Origin of the sequence: Pseudoalteromonas sp. '520P1 No. 423', from assembly GCF_001269985.1 — a bacterium.
GTDB lineage: Bacteria > Pseudomonadota > Gammaproteobacteria > Enterobacterales > Alteromonadaceae > Pseudoalteromonas.
Window position 1 is genome coordinate 1,458,497 of record NZ_BBZB01000001.1, and the last position, 21,977, is coordinate 1,480,473.

Sequence of the window (21,977 nt, forward strand, 5' to 3'; positions counted from 1 at the left end):
AGAATTTAAATTTAAGGACTTATAAGATGACAACAACACAGATAAACCAAGACGAAATTAACAAGGCGGTATGGGCTGCCTGCGATACCTTTAGAGGCACGGTAGATCCATCAATTTATAAAGACTTCATATTAACTATGCTGTTCTTAAAGTACATCTCTGATGTTTACCAAGATGAATATGACAAGCTTGTTGAGCAATATGGTGATAACCCTGAGCTTATTCTTGCAATGATTGCAAAACAACGTTTTGTAATGCCAGCAGGGTCAAATTTTTGGGATTTATACGAAAAACGCCATGAAGCAGGTAATGGTCAGCGTATCGACAAAGCACTTCATGCTATTGAGGAAGCCAACGGCACTAAGCTAAAAAACGTATTTCAAGACATCAGTTTTAATACTGATAAGCTCGGCCAAGAAAAGCAAAAAAATGAAATTCTTCGCCATATTTTAGAAGACTTTGGCAAAGATATACTTAACCTTCGTCCTAGTCGAGTTGGCTCTCTTGATATTATTGGTAACGCATACGAGTACCTGATCAAACATTTTGCCGCAGGCAGTGGTAAATCAGCTGGTGAATTCTATACACCACCTGAAGTATCCGATTTATTAGCGGCTATTTTAGAACCTAAGGAAGGTGATGAAATATGCGACCCTGCATGTGGTTCTGGTTCGCTTCTTATGAAGTGTGGTGCAATGGTGCGCAAAAATTCTGGCTCAAAAAAATATGCCTTATTCGGTCAAGAAGCGATAGGCTCTACATGGGCGCTTGCCAAAATGAACATGTTTCTACACGGAGAAGACAACCACCGTATTGAATGGGGCGATACTATTCGTCACCCTTTGCTGTTAGATAAAGCAAGCACAGGCTTATTACACTTCGATATAGTAACTGCAAACCCTCCGTTCTCATTAGATAAGTGGGGTCACGAAGGTGCTGCGGATGATGAATATGGACGTTTCCGCCGTGGTGTACCGCCAAAGACTAAAGGTGATTATGCATTTATCAGTCACATGATAGAAACCTTAAAGCCAGAGTCAGGTCGCATGGGTGTAGTTGTGCCACATGGCGTGTTATTCCGTGCATCAAGTGAAGGTAAAATCCGTCAACAACTGATTGAAGAAAATCTGCTTGATGCTGTTATCGGTTTGCCTGAAAAGTTATTTTTTGGAACTGGTATTCCTGCGGTGGTTCTTATCTTCAAAAAGAGAAAGACTGATGAGAATATATTATTTATAGATGCGAGCAGTGAATTTAAACCAGGTAAAAACCAAAATAAATTAACCACTGATAACATTAAAAAAATTATAGAAACTTACAGTCTTCGTAAGAATGTTGAAAAATACGCTTATTTAGCAAGTATCGCAGAAATCGAAGAAAACGATTTTAACTTAAATATTCCACGCTATGTTGATACTTTTGAAGAGGAGGAAGAAATTGACCTTATTGCCGTGCGAACTGAGCGTTTACATTTGCAAAGTGAATTAAGAATGCTAGAGGTTGAAATGGAAGGATACTTAAAGGAGCTAGGTTATGATTCCTAAAGATTGGTCAAATACAACGATTAATGACAACATAACATTTTCAGGTGGGGCACAACCGCCAAGAAATGTATTTAAATTTGAGCCTGAAGAAGGGCACATTCGCCTTATTCAAATAAGGGATTATAAAAGCAATAAGCACGCAACATATGTTCCTAAGGACTTAGCAAAAAAGTTTTGCTCAACTGACGATGTTATGATTGGGAGATATGGCCCTCCGATATTTCAGATCCTTAGAGGGATTGCAGGAGCTTATAATGTAGCTCTGATTAAAGCTATACCGCATGATGGCGTTAATAAAGAGTTTATGTATTACTCGTTAAAAAGAAGTTCTCTGTTAAGGGTTATTGAATCATTCTCACAAAGAACCTCTGGACAAACGGGTATAGAGATGGATGCATTAAAGGCTTATCCCATGCCACTACCTCCTCCTGCGGAACAAAAAAAAATAGCGAAAGTTTTGTCTGTTTGGGATAAGGCTATTGCCATAAAAGAAGCTTTAATAGGTATTAATAAAAAACAAAAAAAAGCTCTTGCACAGCAGCTTCTAACTGGTCAAAAGCGCCTTGGCTTAAAAACAGGCTCTTTTAGTTTTTTTGAAACACGATATGGAAAAATTCCAAAGGATTGGAAGTACCCAGCTATAAGAGAAGTTAGTGAACAAATATCTAAGAAAAATAGTGAACAAAATAACTATCCAGTGCTTTCCTGCTCAAAATATGTAGGGTTTGTAGACTCGCTTAAATATTTCAACAAAAAAGTATTTAGTGACGACACAAGTGGTTACAGAATTATTCCAAAAGGATGTTTCGGCTTTCCTTCTAATCATATAGAAGAAGGCTCTATCGGATTACAAAAGCTTTATGAGTTTGGAATCGTAAGTCCGATTTATGTTGTATTTAAAACTAATGATAAAATAATTGATAACGATTTTTTATTTGCTTTATTAAAAACAGAACACTATCGCCAAATATTTTCTGCTTCAACTAATGCATCAGTTGACCGCCGAGGTAGCCTTCGTTGGAAAGACTTTAGTGCTATTCATATACCATTACCTCCAATTGATGAACAGCGCAGAATATCATCGGTATTAAGTAATGCAGGCATAGAGATAGAATTACTGGAAAAGCAACTAGTTGATTTAAAGCAAGAAAAAAAAGCTTTAATGCAGCAGTTGTTAACTGGTAAACGTAGAGTGCAAATTTAACGATTAAGGAAGATTTATGAGACTAGGTTTTTTCTTTGGGGCCGGAGCTGAAATTGGGTATGGCCTTCCAAGTGGTGGAAAGTTTGCTATTGATTTATTTAGGCAGGAACCAAGTGAGTATAAAACTGAATTGAGAGTGCAATTGAGAGCCATTGATTCTCGCTCACCTTATGCAAGTGAGTGGCTACCTCAAGGGTACACTGATAAGCGAATACATGCATTTGGTAGAAATGAATTTACTAGCCTTATTGAATCTTCTATTGAATATAAACGCGATGAGATTATTCGGAGGCTAAATAACTTTGACCAAGAATGTGACTGGGCAATTCAATCATTAGGTATTGATAGAGAGGAGCTTAGCCAAGCCTTTTCAAGCTTAACAGGTAGTGCTCTTGGTGAAAGGCTTTATACACACGATATTCGTTTAAATGAAATGCTATCGAGAGATGTGAGATTATTTGAATCTGAGTTTTACTCAGCGATGTTAGATATTGTTCGTGTTGAAGAGAGTTGTGACGATTTGAAACGCTATGTAACAGCATTTTTACAGTTGCTTGTTGGTGCACATGGTCAATCATTAGTGCAGCGTTTAAACCAAGAATTATTCGAAGCTGCTCCAGATGACCTTCCTATATTTGATGATATATCAGGAATGTTCAAACTAGAATTTAATAGAGTAGGCTCTACGGCACTAGAGTTACTGTTGGAGGAGAACCGCCAATTTAACACTGGCGAGGGCGCAACAGCGCTTACTTTGTTTTCAGCCATTGCACAGCAAGTATTAGAGAATATCTTTACAACGGTATTGGATTATCAGCAACTTATTGATAACCACTTTCGTTATTTGTATTCGCCTTCTACAGAATGGGCCAAATTTACTAGAATGGTTATTTTTTTAAAAGTGGCTAGAGACTACATCAGCTCTCAAGTACCTGAAATAGATGATATTCCGAGTGAGGGGTACTATCATGACTTAGCAACGGCAAGTTCTCAGATTGAGATTTCAGCTATTGGAACCGCGAACTATAATAGTATTTTATCTCAAGTTTTTAATTCATTAGAAGCAGAACTAATGGAAGTAATCCACTTAAATGGTAGTGTCCATGACTATTACAACCCCTATAAGAACTCTGTAGTTACTTGTGAAAACTCTCAAGATCTTGATACTAATCAAATCCAAGTACCGTTTATATTGACTCAAAGCGGATTAAAACCATTAACCTCTGTTGCAATGTCAAGAAGGTATGTCAGCTTGTTTGACTCTTATTCTGAGTCAGACGCAATTGTGGTTGTCGGTTTTGGATTTCATAAAGACGATAGTCATATAAATGGGCTATTCCGCGAGTTGGTTGAATCTCAAGGACGCCGAATTTTCGTGATTTCCCCAACGTCTGAAGGGTCTGCTGATGAGCAAAAGCGCAAACTAAGGAATAAATTGAGAATTGCCCATACTTCAAGTCATTTGTTAACTGTGATTCCAGTCGATACTTCAACGCGTGGTGTTGAAGGAGATAATTGGCTAGAGATTGTTATGAATATTTTAAGAGCTGACTCTGAAAGCAGCTTAACTCAATAGGATAAATTGTGACTGATAAACTAGCCAATTTCAAAGAAGAATTTAGTTCAAAAATCCCCGCTCTTACACTGCTTAGTAGGCTTGGCTACTCTTTTATCCCTCCAGGTGCTTGTGAGAAACTTAGGGGTAATTCAATTACGGGCAAGTCTACAAGCCAAGTAATGCTGTTACCTGTGATGCGAGATTTTTTAAGTAATCAAACCTTCCCGTTTGCAGGAAAAGACCATAAGCTTTCAGATGCTGCTATTGATAAAATAATGCATGAACTTAACCCTGCCATGAATGAAGGCTTAAAAGGTGCTAATGAAAAACTCTACAATGCTCTGATGTATGGTGTGGGTGTAACAGAGTTTATTGAGGGCAAAAAAGCATCACCAACGATTCAATTGATTGACTGGCAGAATACTACAAACAACTTTTTCCACTTTACTGAAGAGATGATTGTGCAAAATGCTGAAGGTACAGGTAGCCGCATTCCCGATATTGTTTGTTTTGTAAATGGCTTACCTTGGGTAGTGATTGAAGCAAAACGTCCTGACTCTTCTACTGAAGGTAAATCAACATTAAATGAAGCAGTCTCGCAGCAAATTCGTAATCAAGGGCAAGCTGAAGTTCCTCATTTATTTGCTTATAGTCAGTTATTGCTCGCTGTAAATGGTCATGATGGTTTGTATGGGACATGTGGTACACCTGAAAAATTCTGGGCAAAGTGGAAAGAGGAAGAAATAATTGAAGCTGAGTTTGTTCGATTAAAAAACTTAGGGTTAACCTCTGAACAATCAGATGCCATTTTCGGCCACCGACCAGCCGCTGCAAAAGATGAATATTTGTCGTTATTGGCTGGAGGCGAACTTACAGTAACAGATCAAGATAGATTAATAGTTAGCTTATTACGCCCAGACCGATTATTAGAAATGACTCGTTTATATACGCTTTTTGATCAAAAAGCAGGTAAGATAGTTGCTCGATATCAACAGGTATTTGGTATTAAAGCACTAGTTGAACGTATCTCTAGTTATGATGAAACAGGCACACGCCCAGGCGCTCGAAATGGCGGTGTTATTTGGCATACCACCGGAAGTGGTAAATCTTTTACTATGGTATTCCTCTCAAAAGCACTGATATGGCTTCAGGAACTGGCTCAGTGCCGAGTTGTTATTGTAACTGACAGAGTTGACCTAGAAGACCAGTTAAGCCGTACATTTGCTTCTGGTGGCGTATTAACAAAACGTGACCAAAAGGAAGCGATAGCAACATCTGGTAAGCGTTTAGCGCAGCAGATTGGTAAAGGTAATGAGCGAGTTATCTTTTCAATCATTAATAAATTTGGTTCAGCAATCAAACATGATGAATGCTTCAACGATAGCCCAAATATTTTAGTATTAGTGGATGAAGGTCATCGTAGCCAAAATGGTGAAAATAATATTCGCATGTTGCAAACCTTACCTAAAGCTGCGTTTATTGCATTTACAGGTACTCCACTGCTAAAAGATGATAAAACTGAAAATAAATTTGGTTCTATTATTCACTCTTACACTATGCAACAAGCTGTTGAAGATAAAACAGTGACACCGCTACTTTATGAAGAACGTATTGCTGACCTTAACGTAAATGACAAAGCTATTGATGCTTGGTTTGACAGAATCACAGAGAAACTAACCGAAAAACAAAAAACAGATTTAAAGAAGAAATTCTCTCAAAAGGGACAGATTTATCAAACGGAAGGCCGAATAGAGTTAATAGCACATGATATCTCAGATCATTTCCAAAACTTTAAGCAACAGGGATTGAAAGGTCAGTTAGCATGTGACTCTAAAGCCTCTGCAATACGATACAAGGAGGCTTTAGACAAAATAGGTAAAGTTACATCTGTTGTAGCTATGTCGCCTCCTGATACGCGAGAGGGGCACGAGGTAGTTGACCAAGAAAGCAAAGATATTGTTCAAAATTGGTGGACTAATAATGTTGCTGACACTTATGGACAAGACGAAAAAGCGTATACCAAAGCAATCATCAAAGATTATGGTCGCGATGAAGGCCCTGACATTATGATTGTTGTTGATAAGCTTCTAACAGGCTTTGATGAACCTAAAAATACTGTATTGTATATAGACAAACCGCTAAAAGAACATAGTTTAATTCAAGCTATTGCTCGTGTTAATCGCTTACACAGTAAAAAACAGTTTGGGTACTTAATTGATTATCGAGGTATTTTAAAAGAACTTGATATGACAATTGAAAAATATCAAGAGCTTGCTGAACGAAATCAAAATGGTTTTGATGTTGATGACTTGAAAGGTTTATACAACCGCATGGATACCGAATATAAAAAACTCTCTGGGCTGTATAACGATCTCTGGGCTATTTTTGAAGGTGTTAAAAACAAAAAAGATCATGCAGCTTTACGCCAAGCACTCGCGCCAAAAATTGAAGATGTAAAAGGCCAACTATTAGATAAAAACCTCAAAAAGCGTGACGAATTTTATGCTGCTTTAACCGCCTTCTCTAACTGTATGAAAGTAGCTTTACAGTCAGCTACATTCTTTGATGATAAAAGCTTTGACAACAAACGCGATCACTACAAAGAAACACTTAAAATGTTTGTTAACTTGCGAAAGCAAATTCGTGAAGATGCGAACGAAACGGTAGATTATGACGTCTATGCAGAAGATATTCGTCAGCTTCTAGATAAACATATCGCAGGTATTGAAGTTAAAGAACCGGATGGTGTGTATTCAGTTGATAACTTGGGTAAGGATGTTAAACCTCAAGATTTAACTGATGACGAAGCTCGCAACCAGACAGATAAGATCACTGGCAGAATCACTAAGATGATCGAACAAGACTTGGCTGATGATCCATATGCGCAAGAGTATTTCTCAAACTTACTTAAAAAAGCCATTGATGAGACTAAGGCGATGTTTGATGCGCCTGTTAAACAATACATGTTATTTGCTGATTTTGAACAGGAGGTTAAAGATCGTAAAGTTGAGGGAATGCCTAGCGCCTTTACTGATGCTGATGGAAAGCAAAACAAACATGCGCAAGCTTACTTTGGATTGTTTAAACATATCTTCGAAGATGATGTGCTTGCAAGTGGTGATATAAGTGAAGACAAACTTGTAAAATATGCTTTTGACATTGATGAAATTGTTAAAACAGCTGTCGCAGAGTTTTCGATAAACCCAGGTGAAATTGAAAACGCGATAAGCGTTAAATTGCTGCCAATGTTGTTTGCTGATTTAGGTATTGAAAACGCTCAGAAGTTAATTGAAGAAGTCCTTAAAATTACCAGATTAGGCTTGTCTCGTGGATAAGTCGTTTTAATGAGTGAAATACAGAAAACAACCCAAGAGCAAGGTGTGTTTGTTTACGGCGAAGAAGTCATTAACTATGACATCATTCGCCGTATAGCAGATGATAATAGTTCCAAGCCTAAACCTAGAAAAATTTTGATCAAAGTTCATCCAGATCAACGCGTAGTTGCAACAGTACCCCATAATGCAACTACTGAAGTGATTCAAGAGGCAATGATCAAACGCGCCCGTTGGATATGGGAGAGTATTGTAGAATTTGAATCTCAACATGAATATGTGATGCCAAGGCAATATGTCAGTGGTGAAACGCAGTTTTACCTTGGTAGACGCTATGTTTTGAAGGTGATAATTGATGGTGAACATGCCTCAAATGTGAAATTGCACAGAGGAAAATTGACTGTCAAATTGAAGCAAGAAAAGGATGATCGGGTATCTCAAGTTAAAACACTTTTAGAAAAGTGGTATACCCGAAAAGCCAATGCAATCTTTCATGATCGGTTACATGAAATGCTTACTAAAGCGACTTGGGTAGAAGGCTTACCTTCATTTCGTATTATGGTTATGAAAAAACAATGGGGAAGTTGCTCTGCAAAAGGTAGCTTAATGCTCAACCCTCATTTGATTAAAGCCCCTAAAGAGTGTATTGATTACGTTATCCTTCATGAGCTTTGCCATATTGCAGAGCATAATCACAGTGATAGGTTTTGGCGTTTACTGACGCAGGTAATGCCAAATTGGAAAGAAGTCAAAGCTAAGCTGGATGATATGGCCGAGTTGTATTTGAATGAGTGAGAAAAAGCTACACAAGGCACAAAATATTTTACTCGAATTCCATTCGATATGTTCGTTTATATTGAAGGTCATCACCGTATTCAGTTATCGAATGTTCCATCCAAAGATGATCTTTATATTAAAGTAAATTTTCTACATAAATTACCATTTAGGTGTTTTGACTCAAAGCTTATTTTGTTTGCCTAGGATATATAGAAGGGAATATCTTAAAATTGAGCATGGGGAATGTTCTGATGGGTATTATGGTACTCAAATTTATCGAGTATTCATGTCTAATTTCTTAAATGACCTTGTAGAGCATTCTAATAAAACATTAACTTTTTTCATAACGATTTCGATATTTATCTACTGGCTAACCAATTAACAGTCTACTAGTTATAGCTCAAGGTAAACTTTCCAACCGCCCTAAAGAACAATAATCTTGTTTTGAAAGAATATTTGCAAACTCACTATCATTAAAGTATCGCCTAGAGATAGCTTGATAAAAGACGGCTTGACAAGGTGGGGGCGGAGATTTTCTGGTTGACAGTTCTAGCTACGTGCAGATTGAGTTCAGCCTTCAATCTTGCTTTTTGATGTGGAAAATTTCAAATTTAATCTTGTGTCACAATGCAGACATGACCCATCAAGTTTTAGTTTTGATCTAAGCTAAAACTACAACATCAAAGGCACCATTCTTTGGGTGGTACGCTTTTTAATAGGCTGACTCATAACCCGCTCAAGCGGTGTAATCTCTGCCACTTTAACTGCGAGTTTGGCACGAGTGATCGCTGTGTACGCCCAATTCTTGTTGCAAATAGATAGGTTCTCCATCACTACCACAACTTTATCAAAACCAGCACCTTGGGATTTATGACCTGTGACACAGTATCCTAGCTGAATACCAGCATTGATCGCATCCGAATAGCTTAATAATATTTCCCTTGGTTTTCCCTCTGCGGTATCCATATGAAATATCAGTTTGCCATCACACTTCCATTTCAAGTTAGCAAACTGTCCGTTGTAAATCCCAAGATTATTAACATTTTTGGTAAATATCACACGGTCATTGACATAAAAAGGTATATTAAGAATTGAACACAGTGGCTCTGATAGCGCAGAAGACACCATCTGAGCCTGGATTTTGTGATTTAACAATGTCACGGTGCGGTTTGTAGCTGCAATCACTTGTGCACCTTCCTCTACCGCATACGATACAATTTCATTTGTGCTACGTTTTAGATAGCCAAAAGCGCCCTGTGCATCAGGTCTTTCACCGCTTAAAATAGCATTAGCTGCCCCTGTAATTTCTTGTGCTGCCGCACGCCATATTTTAGTTAGTGTCACGGTGGGGAAGTATGCAACCGCCTGCTTGAAAAAAGCTCCATAACCAATGGGGGCTAACTGGTTATTATCTCCTGTAAAAATGATGCGAATACCGTGCAATCCAAGGGTTGCGAATGTGTACATGTCTTGAACACTTAACATGGAACTTTCGTCTACCACTAAAACTGAGCCTTCAGGAATATTAAGTTGTTTCAACATTAAATCTGACTTTAATTTTGCGATGGTGTAACAGTCTTCAAGTCCTGTAGCTTGTTTAATCCTATCTACCGCAATTGAAGAGAGTGCGGTTGCTGTTATCGCGCTGCCAACCATAAGGCTGTTAACGTATGCGATAGCATTGATCACTTCGGTTTTACCCGTGCCAGCCGCACCTTGAATACAACAAATAGAGTGGTGCATAGCTAACTTCACTGCATCTCGCTGAAGCTGATGCAGAGGTTTATTCATGTTTTCAAACAGGTCGATTTTTCGCTCAATTTCATAATCATAAAACTGGTAGGTTGTCGGCTTATCATGTTCGGTCAGAAATGATCTGATCTTAGTTTCCATTTGATAATTAGGTGAAGATATCAACCAATTACCGTCAGTTAGAATGCTACCATGAAGTTTTGATTGATAAATTATTGAATGTGCATCAACACCATGTTGCATTGCCCCTTCATTGAATTCATGAGTTTTGAACAGACTGCTACCTGTTTCCTGTGTTAGTGATCTTGATAGCTGCGAACCCAGTGCAGCTAGGCGACGTGGATCATCCCGCTTCAATTTGTATTTTGTTGTGGCGATATTGTCAGCTCTATCAAAACCCACCACGACTGCGAGCGAATAAGGATTGCTATCTACGACCTCATTTGTTCTGATTCGGTGAAACTTGACCATAGCCAGTGCATCTTGAGAATTAAGACCTAGATTTGCCAAGTGTTGTACTGCCCGTATATCACTGATTTTATCTGCCCATAATACCTCAAGTTTAGCAGCTACCTCGCTGCATTCAACTACTTTAGCTAGTTCTGCTGATTTGCTGCCCCCCATGACTACCATCATCTTTTTAGGGTATTTTTCATATTTATCAGAAAGCGCCCTTAACTGCTTCTGAGTTAACAGAGCTTTGAAGTCTTTGGATTTTCTAATGTACTCAAAGACATTTGCAGCAGTGACAGGTGCTAGCTTCCAACTATCAGCCTTGAGAACCTTGCGGTGATATTCACCCTTTTCGAGAGTTCCGCTCAGTCGAATTAAGTCCCCAATCCTTGGAATATTGCCGTCATCAGGCAGTTCAGCAACACGTTGAGCCGCGTTATAGGTGCCAGAGAGCCTGACGGACTTAAAGAGCGGTTTAATTGATGTGACTAGCATCATGTAACTTTTTCTAGTTACTGACTTATCCACGGTGTTATCTCCACTACATATCCATTCGAAAGGGCCTCATTTCCGGCTTGTAGTTGTTCTATATAGATATTAAGTTTGTGAACTTGCTTAACTAAATTAGCGTTATGTGCTTTTAATTCAAGCACTTTAGCCTCTGTTTCACTAAGTTTCATTTCAGAATGCTTGAGCATGTTCTGTAACACTTTAACATCTGGTGTAGATGAATTTAATACACGTTTCTCTGCCTCTAAAATCGTTTCAATACCGATATACTTAACCGCCCACAGGTACAGCTCGATGGTTTCAGCTGCACCTCTTTTTGGATAAAGGTTTTGACGATCAATTCCAGCGGTTTCCGTAAGTGCGGTTATATCCACACCTTCCTTGCTATCACCCTCAGGTAACTTACCGTCTGACTTTACAAGTTTGATAAGATAATCTTGTAGCTTAATCGCTGTTTTTGCGGTGACTGTCTTGTTGCATAATTTAGTTAAAATACTGTCACTCATCATTAATTCCCTTTATTTTTATCTTTTGGCAATCCTAAGTCTCGACCTTTAACTTCAAGGAATTTACGAAAATACTTCAGATCAGCCATTGGTGCGCTAGGATGTGGCACTATCGAGTCAATACAGCCCTCATCCTCATCTTCCATTCCCATGTCCGTTTTAATTTCAAAAAGAATTCCCCGTTCATGGTCATACTGTATACCCCATTCATCTCGCATGTGGGTGATAAAAAGAGCGAAAGCTTCACAGGTCACTTCAAATTTTTTTTGCCAACTTGCTTTATTAGCTGTGCTATTAGACGTGTCTAAACTAACAGGGAGAGCTTTTGATTGATCTGCGGAAGCAGAGCTGCCAGGGAGGTACTTCTGCTGTTCAAAGTCGCCTAAAAGGTAAGGGATAAGTTGTGGCTGCTCACTTTTAGCGTTTTCTTCCAACCACAAATTAATGTATTCACTGCTTTGGTAGTATTTTTCTTTAACCTTGAATTTACCCTGTAGGGTTTGGATATCAACCTTGTAAGAGTCTAATGCTCTCTTAACCTGAGCCGGAGTTGCATATTTGGGATCTATATTGTCAGCATTTGGGTGCATCTCACTGAATTTAGCCGCAAGTAGGTTCATGTATGCAGGTTGCCTACTTATTGTAGTAGTAGCACACCCAACTAGCTTAGCCATGTGGTTGATCAATGCATTAATATCTTTAAATGTCGCTCCAGTTGGAAGCGATGCCAAATATCCTTTGATTATTTTGACCTTTTCGTCAATGCGGCTCTTCTGAAGCGCTTCGAACGGATTGTCACCTTTATGTCTACCCATCTTATATCACCTCACTTAATTGAAAAATTTGAGGGCTGGCTAGCAACTTGTCAAAACCGACTCCCTTTTCTTGCATGAGCGCCGATAAATGCCCTGCTACAAGCCCAACAGGATCGCTTTCATCATCTTTGAAACCTTTTTTGTTCATTTTTTTATACTGAAAATAACACTGGCGAATAAAATCTTCGTGACAGTATTCAGGGTGCTGCTGAGCCTCGATTATCCTTGACAAAAATGCGCCTTTTTCACTATCAGTATTAATCGATATCTCAACAACATCCTTCACCATATCAGGGCGTCTACAAATAAACTGGTCTTTTTTCTTACCTGATTCAAGCTTTTTCTTAAGCATACCTACCGTCATTCGCATAACTGATGCTTCGGTTTGGTCAAGCGAGATCTGCGTTTTAATTGGTGTAATTGTATCCACATCAACCTTTAATTTCTCCAGCCTGATCACTTGGTTCAGGCCAGTACCAGCAGATCTGCGCTTATCATTTATGCGAGCATTCAGGCCAGAGATATTATCGATACCATAACAAGCAATCGGGCAAAGGCCACAACGCTTTGATTCTCCAATGATAGTAACAATTTCCTTAGGACAGTCGCCTCCCGCAGGGCATATGCAGTGGTCATACACTACTGACTTTACACTACGCTGCTGCGCTATCAGCATCTCCCGCCCACTAACTCCACTGTATTCATTGAACTCTGGGACAGAAATAGAGATCATGCCTTGATCTTCAATTACGGCTTTTGCGCCAGCGTTAAGTGATGCTTTCATCGCAGAGTCAGACTCTGATGGTTTTATTGCGTTGTTCCCAAGCAAAAATGTGCCTTCCATCATCGCTTTATCTGCCAACTCAAGTTGTTTATCTGTGTCGGTTTGATGTTGCGCCTGTTGATAGTGAAACATCATGTTATCTGTCAACCATCCTTGCTGCTCCTTGATGTCTTCAGTAGATATAAGTCCTTTACGCGCCACCGCATATGTATTCCGCATACTGTGTGGCGTATGGATAGCATAAAGAAAAACTGCTGAGGCATTTCCTGGACGTTGAATGCCATCCAGATCGACCCAAGCCTCACCATAATTCCACTGGTAAGGCTCGACATTCGAACGTGGTCTTTTGGGTCTCAACTGCACAAAGTTATGCTGTTCTGACTTAGGAGCAAATTTGTTGTAGTGAATTTGAATAAAATGTAGAATATCTACCCACATCTCGGCGTATGAAGTATCTGATACAGGCACTCCCTTACTCTTTTCATGGAAAGACTTAAAAAGAGGCGAAATCAATGTATCAGAATAGGTTGATATTACTGGATCTGTTTCAACATGAGTATATTTACGTTGAAACTCTTTCTCTGCCTGAAGTTCATCATAAATGTAGGTAGGTACTTTAATTACTCTGTTTTCAAATACCTTATCAATGTCAATCCAAATCGGTTGAAAATAGCCTTTTACAGGGGCTAATTTATCAAAGTTATTAATATCCAACCATTGTATATTTTCCATTCGTTGGCCTGCGTGCACATTCGTTCTAAGCATTCTAAAACAGCTAAGTGTAGGAATAACATCCTTTGTCACACGGTTGTTCCAAGAAAATAAGTTGGGCATAACATCAAATCGAACAGTCTCTTTATTCAGTTCAAAGCTACACTCCAACCCCCAGTCTGCAAGCTTGATTAAGGGGTTATTTTGTAGATATTGCTTTCTTTGTTCAGCATTCAGGTCTTCAATAAGAATTTTCTGTAATTGACAATGAATTTCATTGAGAACTTTAAGGGTATTATGCACAAATGGTAGCGTGCACATCGGCATGGCAACTTTATCAGTCGGTTTATTGGGGTTGTTCATCCCTGCTGCGGATTGCTTGACATCTATTGCAACATCTACAGGGTTTACAAAGTCCTTGAGCAAGGGAGCATCTGGCACTGATGGGTGTTTTGTATTGAAGTTCAACGTAGCAAACTGAAAAAAATCATCAATCGAATGATATAATGGTTTTGGAGTCGTAACTTTACTGCTGATCCAGTCGATTAGTGTTTTCGGTGCATTATCGCTCATTTTACCATCAAGCACCGATTGTTCCCAGAAAATCACGCGGCTAAAATCTTGCATTTTCACAGGCAGGTGGTGAATCGCGTCAGGATTGGAAGCGTAAAAATCAAACAAATAGACGAATAAGTAATCTGCGAGGTGGCCTATTGCTCTTCTAGACCGAGATATTATGCTAGGTGTTTTCTTTTCCAGACTTTTAAAAAAAGCTGCTATTACATAACACCAATCAGGGAACTCTTTTTGCGGATCAACACTTAGTCCAGGGTAAAAATCAGCAGACATGTAGTTAAGCGTTTTATGACTTTTACTGTAAGCACTGACGTGTTTACAGTAATTATCCATGTCGTTATTGCTTGCAAAGTACATCAATCTGTCTTTAGGAGGTAAACTTAAAGGTGAAGTGATACTAATGCCAGCGTCATTTACTTTGTTAGCGATCTGTTCTAATTCACGGCCTGATGAGTTATATACTTTAAGTCCACTTTGCAATGTTTTAATACCATCTAGATACTCAGCAAGTTGTTCCAGCGTATTTAGTTTGAACTCTAGGCTTGCACTAGCTGCCGTATGATGAGCGCCAGTATTAAATACATTGGATAAGTCGCCTTGTGTAAACTCCGCCCCGTTTTCGAGCGCAATTTTAAATAAATTTTCAGGGCGACTCTGCCGCTTTCCAAAGGCATTCGTAACTTTTCTATCTCGTACATCTGACCAATACTCTTTAAGTGATACATCTTGCCAGGTTTTCCAATCAGTCATCCTTAGAAATTTTAAAGAAACCAAGTAAGTTTGATAGTGCTTACCTTTTCTCTTAAATTCTGGAGTTACTAAACCAAAGAGGCCCTCAAAAATTTCGTTTTTAATACTGCTAGTAAACCGAATGTTTGGATTAGATGGAAACCCTATACTAAGAACTACCAACCCTTGCTCCCATAGCCATTGGAACATGGTTGTGCAGGTTGAGAAAATACCAGCACTAGCGTAAGAGCTATGTGTTTTAAGTTTAAGGATATCTTGAACTTTTTGATGCTTTGGATCTTTAGTTGGTATTAGTGTTACTTGGTACAATACTCGCACTTTACCTAGAGTGATAGTTTTTAACTCAGGAAATAAGTAGTGTTCGAAGGCTCCTAAACTGATACTACTTGGGGACTTCATTTCAAGATAGGGTAGTTTACTCTTCTTCCTCGAATCTAAATACATCACTAAGAAGTCGCTAACCCCTTTCAAAAACTTGTCTTCATCTGGAATAATCAAATCATCAGTGTAATTAATCATATCTCCATCCCTATAGTGTTTGCTTGTTTATGTTTAGATACAACCTCTCGAACTCGTCAGCCTGCTTTCGTAAGTTTTTGATTATCATCTCAGGTAGCGATAGGTGCGTCTCACCCATCAACATCCGATCCGCGGCTTCAAGTTTGGCTTCTAGAACATTTTTATCTTTTATGGCATAACCCTGCGTACTAGTGATGGATGCATGACCCATCAATGTCTGAACAGTATTCAGGTCAAGTCCAGGCTCATTTTTCCAAGGAGTAGGGAAGAAGTTGATCATGAATACCCCGTACAAATGTCGTAAGGAGTGCAGGCTGTAAATACGTGTCATGCCGATACGTCTCTGAGCCACCTTAAACGCTTTATTGAGTGCCCAATAGGTTGCCAGATGAAGAGGTTGACCATAACCAACGTCATCAAGCTTCAAGAACACGAAATCTTCTTCCGATTCCGGCCTTATCTTCATCCATTCACGGTAACTGTCAAAAAAAATTTGGCGGATAGTAGGAATAAGGTATACCTTAGCCGTTTCACGACCCTTCCATCTCTTTGGGTTTTCGTATTTAGACGAACCGCGATAATCATTAGGGTCTACGATATAAACCTCTTGCATTTCAGGCATGACCAAAGGTATATATGTCACCACGCCTTCACTCTGTCTCAGTCCACCACCCCCTAACAAAGACCATAACGTGCGGTTTCGAGGGCAGGGTTCTTTTTCAAGTAACTCTTGAAATCTATCGAATGGGAAAGCCCTCTTTCTACCTTCTTCGTATTCTTCCATCTGTTCCAATAAGGAAACTCCACTATTAGGGTCTATTATGGAGGTTCTACTGCTTTTCCTTACTGACTTTAACTTATTCTTTTTAATAGATTTAATAACGCGGAGGTTTGCACCAAGAATTGAATTTTCCTTGATGCGCTTGATCTCATGATGAGACATTTTCACTTCACCTTCCAACGCAGTAAATACGAACGCAGGGGAATCGAGTTTAATACCTGTTTCTATTTCCGCTAGCAACTTCATATCCTTAGCCAATCGCACAGCAAATGTGAGAAAATGATTTACAGCGGCAATATGAGTGCCATCAGATTTAATCCCATTAAACTCCATCCGTTCGGCAATGGTTACAATGTACGGTTCTGTCGAACTGACACCGTTTACCAAAAAATCTGGATACGCTTCGACTGCTGTATCCAGAGCATCCTGTGTAGGCGCGTTATCGCACAGAAAAACTCCAGCTTCAATTAGGTAGTCAATAAACTTAGCGACATTATCGCTGTATAGAACAATTGTCCCTGCTCCAAGGCCCAGCTTCACCTTCATGTGCTCAACAAATTGAGTAAATGCATCTATGGGCATACTGTTGCTGTTCAATAGCAATCTACGGTTTCCATTTAGCAATTTAATTGGTGTGACGTTTTTCATATATCGCTAATTCCTTGGCATATATGGGGGAATTAATGTGTCTGTATAAAATAACATGCTGACTTTATATACAGTATTGTGTATTAAAATGACTTGTCAATAATAAATGCGCAAATATTGCGCATAAACATGATTTCATGAAATAAATACGCAATTTGATATTTTGATTTGTCCTGATGGTTTAGATTTTAGCAGTGTTTTTTTATTGTTATTTATCAGGTTTGTATGTGTAATTTTGGCTTTTATTGGGAGTGTAAATTGAAATTCACAAAAAAATATATACGCAATTTATTCTGGTACACTAAACTGCCAAACCATCATCGGTAGAAAAATAAATATCGTCAAACTTATCTGCAACGGGTGTACCCGATTGGTTGAAGTATATGTGTGCGTTTTCGATCATAATCAACTAATTGCCATCTTTTTGCGTCATTTTAATGGTTTTTATTGTAAATTCACTGATTTAATTCATAAAATAGCATAATTAAAACGATATAAATTGAACATTTATTTAATGTAATTGTCAGTTATATCAAGAAAATCAGCAAAGCTGACCAGTTCAGCTTAATTTTTCAGTAAAATAGCCAACAATTAAGTTTGTAAATTAGGGGAACCCCCATGAAAAGAGCCGTAATTACGGGGATCGGTATTGTATCTAGTATCGGTAACGACAAAAAAGAAGTTCTAGAATCACTTAAAACTGGTCGTTCTGGTATTAAACATAACGAAGAGTTTGCTGAGTATAAACTTCGTAGCCAAGTAAGTGGTCATATTGATATTGATACTAAGGCACATGTTGATCGTAAAGCTTATCGCTTTATGGGTGACGCTGCTGCTTATTCATACATCGCAATGGCTGAAGCTGTATCAGATTCAGGTTTAACTGAAGATCAAATCTCTCATCCGCGTACTGGTTTAGTTGTCGGTTCTGGTGGTGGTTCATCTAAGTATCAAGTAGAAGCTGCTGATATCTTACGTGAAAAAGGCGTTAAACGTGTTGGTCCTTACATGGTACCTCGTACTATGGCGAGTACGGCATCAGCGTGTTTAGCAACACCATTTAAAATAAAAGGTGTTAACTACTCAATTAGTTCTGCATGTGCTACTTCGGCACATTGTATTGGTAATGCAGTAGAGCAAATTCAATTAGGCAAGCAAGATGTTGTTTTTGCAGGTGGTGGTGAAGAACTTCACTGGACACTTGCAATGGAATTTGACGCTATGGGTGCATTATCTACTAAATATAATGAGACACCTGAACTTGCTTCTCGTACATATGATGCAAACCGTGATGGTTTTGTTATCTCTGGCGGTGGTGGTATCGTTGTTGTTGAAGAATTAGAGCACGCTTTAGCGCGTGGCGCACATATCTACTGTGAAGTTGTAGGTTATGGTGCAACTTCTGATGGTTACGATATGGTTGCTCCATCAGGCGAAGGCGCTGTACGCTGTATGCAACAAGCTATGGAAACTGTAGACGGTGAGATTGATTACTTAAATACACACGGTACTTCAACACCAGTTGGCGATGTAAAAGAGCTTGGTGCGATTCAAGAAGTATTTGGTGGTAAATCTCCAGCTATCAGTGCAACTAAAGCGATGACTGGTCATGCATTAGGTGCGGCTGGTGTTCACGAAGCAATTTTCTCATTATTAATGTTAGAAAATAACTTTGTTGCGCCTTCAATTAATGTTGAAGAATTAGATGAGCAAGCTAAAGGCTTAGATATCGTTACTGAAAAACGTGACGTAGAACTCAATACTGTTATGTCTAACAGCTTTGGTTTTGGCGGTACTAACGCAACTTTAGTAATGCAAAAATACAAATAAACCTGCTTCGCCTATATGGATGTAGGTGCTTAGGGTCTGTTTGGAACTAAGAACCTGCGAAGTTTTATTAGGGCCACTTTGTGGCGCTAAATAAAAACCAGAATAATTACTTATTCTGGTTTTTTTATGTTTTATACCAATTGTATTAATTTTGTGATGAAAAAGCAGTGAATTAACACTACTTTTTATTCAGCTATTTAATAAACGATTTAGAATTTATAGCTAGCTTGTAAATAAGCAAAGCGACCTTGACCGCTGTGTACATTTACTGCAAAACCCATAAAATCATGGTATGCCATTGGTGGTTGCTCATCAAATAAGTTGGTTACACCTAAAGTTAATGTTGTCTTTTCAATACCGTAGTAGTTGATAGATGTATCAACTGTTGTCATTGAATCTACATTACCCATACCAAGCGCTTGAATTGATGGATCTTGTTCAAACTCATCAACAAAGTTGATACCTACGTGTGCAGCAAAGTCATCGTTGCTCCAATCAGCTGCTGCAGTCCAGCGGAATTGTGGTTGCTCAAAGCCACCTTCTTGAATATTGACACGTTGTCCGCCGTTACCGTCTGGGCGCTTATCTTCATACTCTAAAACATAATTTAAAACATAAGATAGTTTTACATCACCAAATGCAGTATCAAGTTTATATTTAACATCTAAATCTAAACCTGTTGTTGTCAAATCACCTATATTTTGAAAAGTATCAAAAATACGTACGATTTCACCTGGGTCGCCTTCAACTCCCGTAGGAATACGTTCAACAACACTTGAATCTAACCCTTGGTTTGATAATAAAAATTGTGTATCAGAATCAATTATGTTTTCAATATCGTAGCTGTAGTAATCTAATGAAAAGCTTAAGTCTTCGGTTACATTGAAGATCATGCCTAAGTTATAACTTGTAGACTCTTCTGGCCCTAAATCAGGGTTACCTTCAAATATCGCGGTGTATTCTTGTTTATCACAGGCTTTGTTTACATTGCCCACAGCATTACAACGCAGTGTATCAACTAAATTAGGTGATTCATCTGTACGACCTAAACCTAGTTGAGATAAAGAAGGCGCTCTAAATGCTGTACCCCATGAACCTCGTAAAGAAAGATCTTCACTTGGACTCCAAAGGAAAGATACTTTTGGATCGGTTGTTGTACCAAAATCGCTATAATCTTCGTAGCGAACTGCTAATTGTACTTCTAGCTCATCTAAAACTGGGATGGCTAATTCAGCAAAAATAGCGGTATTATCACGTTCACCGCTGGCTTGTGTTGCTTCAGTACCAAATACTTCCCCACGTAAGAATTGATCATCAGGTCTATCACTGATTGTTTCTTCACGGAATTCGTAACCAACAGCCATCATTAGTTCGCCTGAAGCCATTTCCATTAATGGACCAGAGATTTTAGCATCCCAAGAGCGGTTAGTTGATTTACCAATGCGTGTAGTTGTGGTTTCTATATAATCTAGTGCTTGCTGGCTGTTAGCTGATGGTTCAAATGGATTCCAAGTACCGTTATCGATTGCTTCTTGAACTCGGCGAGAATTAGGGAAACCATCTACACCTTGTTCAACAGATTTACTTTTTATATAGCTATATGCAGCTTGCCAGCTCCAATCACCAAATTCACCTTCTAAACCAAAAATAGTACGGTAGTAATCTGAATCAACTTCTTTTTTACGGTTGCCAATATCAACCATACGGCGACGCATCGTTAAATCTTGATTGTAAAAATCATGATCTGGCATATTTGCAAAAGGGTGATTTACATTATCTGCAGACATAAATAATTCGTTAAAGCTTGGGCTACCTGCACCTTTAACTGTTGTTTTTGCATTTTGGCCATTTAGTTCTGCGAAAGCACGAATATCATCATTTAGTTCTAGCTTACCCATATAATTAAAGCTAAAGCGCTCAGTTTCAGGCACCATCGTCATATGAGGTGCGTAATCGTAACGACATAAAGTACCAACAATATCTTCTGCAGGACATACATCATTACCAAAAGTATCAGGTAAACGGTTTGTTGGATCTGATTTTAAAGCGATTGTGCCAGGGATACCTGATGAACTTCTAAAATCATCTGCAAATGTGTCATTTGGAAGCCGTGCTGCTTGATTTGCTGATTTAGAGTAATTTCTATCAGCATAAAGTACTTCTTCACGTTTAAAGTAATCTAAAATGAAAGTGTGACTGCTGTTTTCTGCAGTATTACCCCAAACCATGCTGATGTTTTCTTCTTTACCACCACCGTCAGCAGTATCACCCATTTTTGCGTTGAGCTCCATGCCATCAATATCATCACGTAAAATAATATTAATTACACCTGCTACAGCATCTGAGCCGTAAGTTGCAGATGCGCCATCTTTTAAGATATCAACACGTTTGATTGCAGATACTGGAATATTATTAATATCAACAAAAGCGGTATCAATTCCTTTTGCAAAAGGGCTGACTGAAACACGGCGACCATTTACTAGAATAAGTGTTGAATCTGCTCCTAAACCACGTAAAGAAACACTTGAACCACCATTAGCAGTATCATCGCTACTGTTTGCTTGTGTAGAGAAAGTACCTTGACCGGAGATTGGTAGCTTAGCAAATAAGCCAATTAAATCGGTTGCACCAGTATTTGAAATGTCAGCTGCTGAGATACTTGTAACAGGAGAGGGGCCTTCCATATCTGTACGTTTAATATGGGAACCTGTTACTTCAATGCGTTCAACCTCTTGCTTATCTTTTGCTATTGCATTACTAGATATACTGATACCTGTGGCTGCCATCGCATATAATACGGTGTTGAACTTACGCTGTGTTTTATTGTTCATCCTGAAATCCTTGTTGTCATACTTTGTTATATTATTTTGCTTTTCTTTGGATACAAATTTCAATGTGAAAAACTTGTATTTTAATGATAACACAAG

12 protein-coding genes are annotated in these 21,977 nt (G+C 38.7%); 6 read left to right on the forward strand and 6 right to left on the reverse strand.

From position 1 onward, the window contains the following. The first annotated feature begins 26 nt into the window (after positions 1-26). Genes PSA_RS06675 through PSA_RS06695 form a run of 5 tightly spaced genes read left to right on the forward strand, consistent with a single transcriptional unit; the run spans position 27 to position 8,433 of the window. Positions 27-1,544 carry a type I restriction-modification system subunit M gene (locus PSA_RS06675; RefSeq protein ID WP_042149523.1) on the forward strand — a complete coding sequence of 506 codons (1,518 nt, stop codon included), beginning with the start codon at positions 27-29 and terminating at the stop codon, positions 1,542-1,544. Further along, positions 1,534-2,748, forward strand: coding sequence for a restriction endonuclease subunit S (locus PSA_RS06680; RefSeq protein WP_042149526.1), 1,215 nt, complete (start codon positions 1,534-1,536; stop codon positions 2,746-2,748). Before PSA_RS06675 ends, PSA_RS06680 begins: the two co-directional genes overlap by 11 nt. 16 nt (positions 2,749-2,764) lie before the next feature. Continuing rightward, positions 2,765-4,324: a hypothetical protein gene (locus tag PSA_RS06685; RefSeq protein WP_042149529.1), complete on the forward strand. Its 1,560-nt coding sequence runs from the start codon at positions 2,765-2,767 to the stop codon at positions 4,322-4,324. A gap of 8 nt (positions 4,325-4,332) precedes the next feature. Beyond that, positions 4,333-7,641 (forward strand): type I restriction endonuclease subunit R, encoded by a 3,309-nt coding sequence (locus tag PSA_RS06690; RefSeq protein WP_042149530.1) that lies wholly within the window; start codon positions 4,333-4,335, stop codon positions 7,639-7,641. 9 nt (positions 7,642-7,650) lie between these two features. Next, positions 7,651-8,433, forward strand: a complete 783-nt coding sequence (locus PSA_RS06695) for a M48 family metallopeptidase (RefSeq protein WP_042149534.1) — start codon at positions 7,651-7,653, stop codon at positions 8,431-8,433. A 654-nt stretch (positions 8,434-9,087) separates the two neighbouring features. Here PSA_RS06695 and PSA_RS06700 read toward each other — a convergent pair. Genes PSA_RS06700 through PSA_RS06720 form a run of 5 tightly spaced genes read right to left on the reverse strand, consistent with a single transcriptional unit; the run spans position 9,088 to position 17,220 of the window. Next, on the reverse strand, positions 9,088-11,148 hold the full coding sequence (locus PSA_RS06700) for an ATP-dependent RecD-like DNA helicase (protein ID WP_042149537.1): 2,061 nt from the start codon (positions 11,146-11,148) through the stop codon (positions 9,088-9,090). Continuing rightward, entirely contained in the window at positions 11,133-11,636 is a 504-nt protein-coding gene (locus PSA_RS06705) for a hypothetical protein (RefSeq protein WP_127924191.1), read from the reverse strand. The genes PSA_RS06700 and PSA_RS06705 overlap by 16 nt, the downstream gene beginning before the upstream one ends. A gap of 2 nt (positions 11,637-11,638) precedes the next feature. Further along, on the reverse strand, positions 11,639-12,451 hold the full coding sequence (locus PSA_RS06710; protein ID WP_042149543.1) for a hypothetical protein: 813 nt from the start codon (positions 12,449-12,451) through the stop codon (positions 11,639-11,641). Position 12,452: 1 nt separating this feature from the next. Continuing rightward, positions 12,453-15,791 (reverse strand): hypothetical protein, encoded by a 3,339-nt coding sequence (locus PSA_RS06715; protein WP_042149546.1) that lies wholly within the window; start codon positions 15,789-15,791, stop codon positions 12,453-12,455. Between the two features lie 10 nt (positions 15,792-15,801). Then, on the reverse strand, positions 15,802-17,220 hold the full coding sequence (locus tag PSA_RS06720; protein ID WP_042149549.1) for a tyrosine-type recombinase/integrase: 1,419 nt from the start codon (positions 17,218-17,220) through the stop codon (positions 15,802-15,804). A gap of 618 nt (positions 17,221-17,838) precedes the next feature. Between PSA_RS06720 and fabB the strand changes: the two genes are divergently transcribed. Further along, positions 17,839-19,050, forward strand: coding sequence for a beta-ketoacyl-ACP synthase I (gene fabB, locus PSA_RS06725; protein ID WP_042149552.1), 1,212 nt, complete (start codon positions 17,839-17,841; stop codon positions 19,048-19,050). Positions 19,051-19,259: 209 nt separating this feature from the next. On the opposite strand, the gene PSA_RS06730 is transcribed toward fabB, so the two are convergent. Further along, on the reverse strand, positions 19,260-21,881 hold the full coding sequence (locus tag PSA_RS06730) for a TonB-dependent receptor (RefSeq protein WP_082305651.1): 2,622 nt from the start codon (positions 21,879-21,881) through the stop codon (positions 19,260-19,262). Positions 21,882-21,977: the final 96 nt, after the last annotated feature.

Coding starts and splice junctions, on each gene's coding strand:
- PSA_RS06705 (WP_127924191.1), bottom strand. CDS start 11,636: ATGAGTGACAGTATTTTAACTAAATTATGCAACAAGACAGTCACCGCA.
- PSA_RS06695 (WP_042149534.1), top strand. CDS start 7,651: ATGAGTGAAATACAGAAAACAACCCAAGAGCAAGGTGTGTTTGTTTAC.
- PSA_RS06685 (WP_042149529.1), top strand. CDS start 2,765: ATGAGACTAGGTTTTTTCTTTGGGGCCGGAGCTGAAATTGGGTATGGC.
- PSA_RS06715 (WP_042149546.1), bottom strand. CDS start 15,791: ATGATTAATTACACTGATGATTTGATTATTCCAGATGAAGACAAGTTT.
- PSA_RS06720 (WP_042149549.1), bottom strand. CDS start 17,220: ATGAAAAACGTCACACCAATTAAATTGCTAAATGGAAACCGTAGATTG.
- PSA_RS06730 (WP_082305651.1), bottom strand. CDS start 21,881: ATGAACAATAAAACACAGCGTAAGTTCAACACCGTATTATATGCGATG.
- fabB (WP_042149552.1), top strand. CDS start 17,839: ATGAAAAGAGCCGTAATTACGGGGATCGGTATTGTATCTAGTATCGGT.
- PSA_RS06675 (WP_042149523.1), top strand. CDS start 27: ATGACAACAACACAGATAAACCAAGACGAAATTAACAAGGCGGTATGG.
- PSA_RS06680 (WP_042149526.1), top strand. CDS start 1,534: ATGATTCCTAAAGATTGGTCAAATACAACGATTAATGACAACATAACA.
- PSA_RS06710 (WP_042149543.1), bottom strand. CDS start 12,451: ATGGGTAGACATAAAGGTGACAATCCGTTCGAAGCGCTTCAGAAGAGC.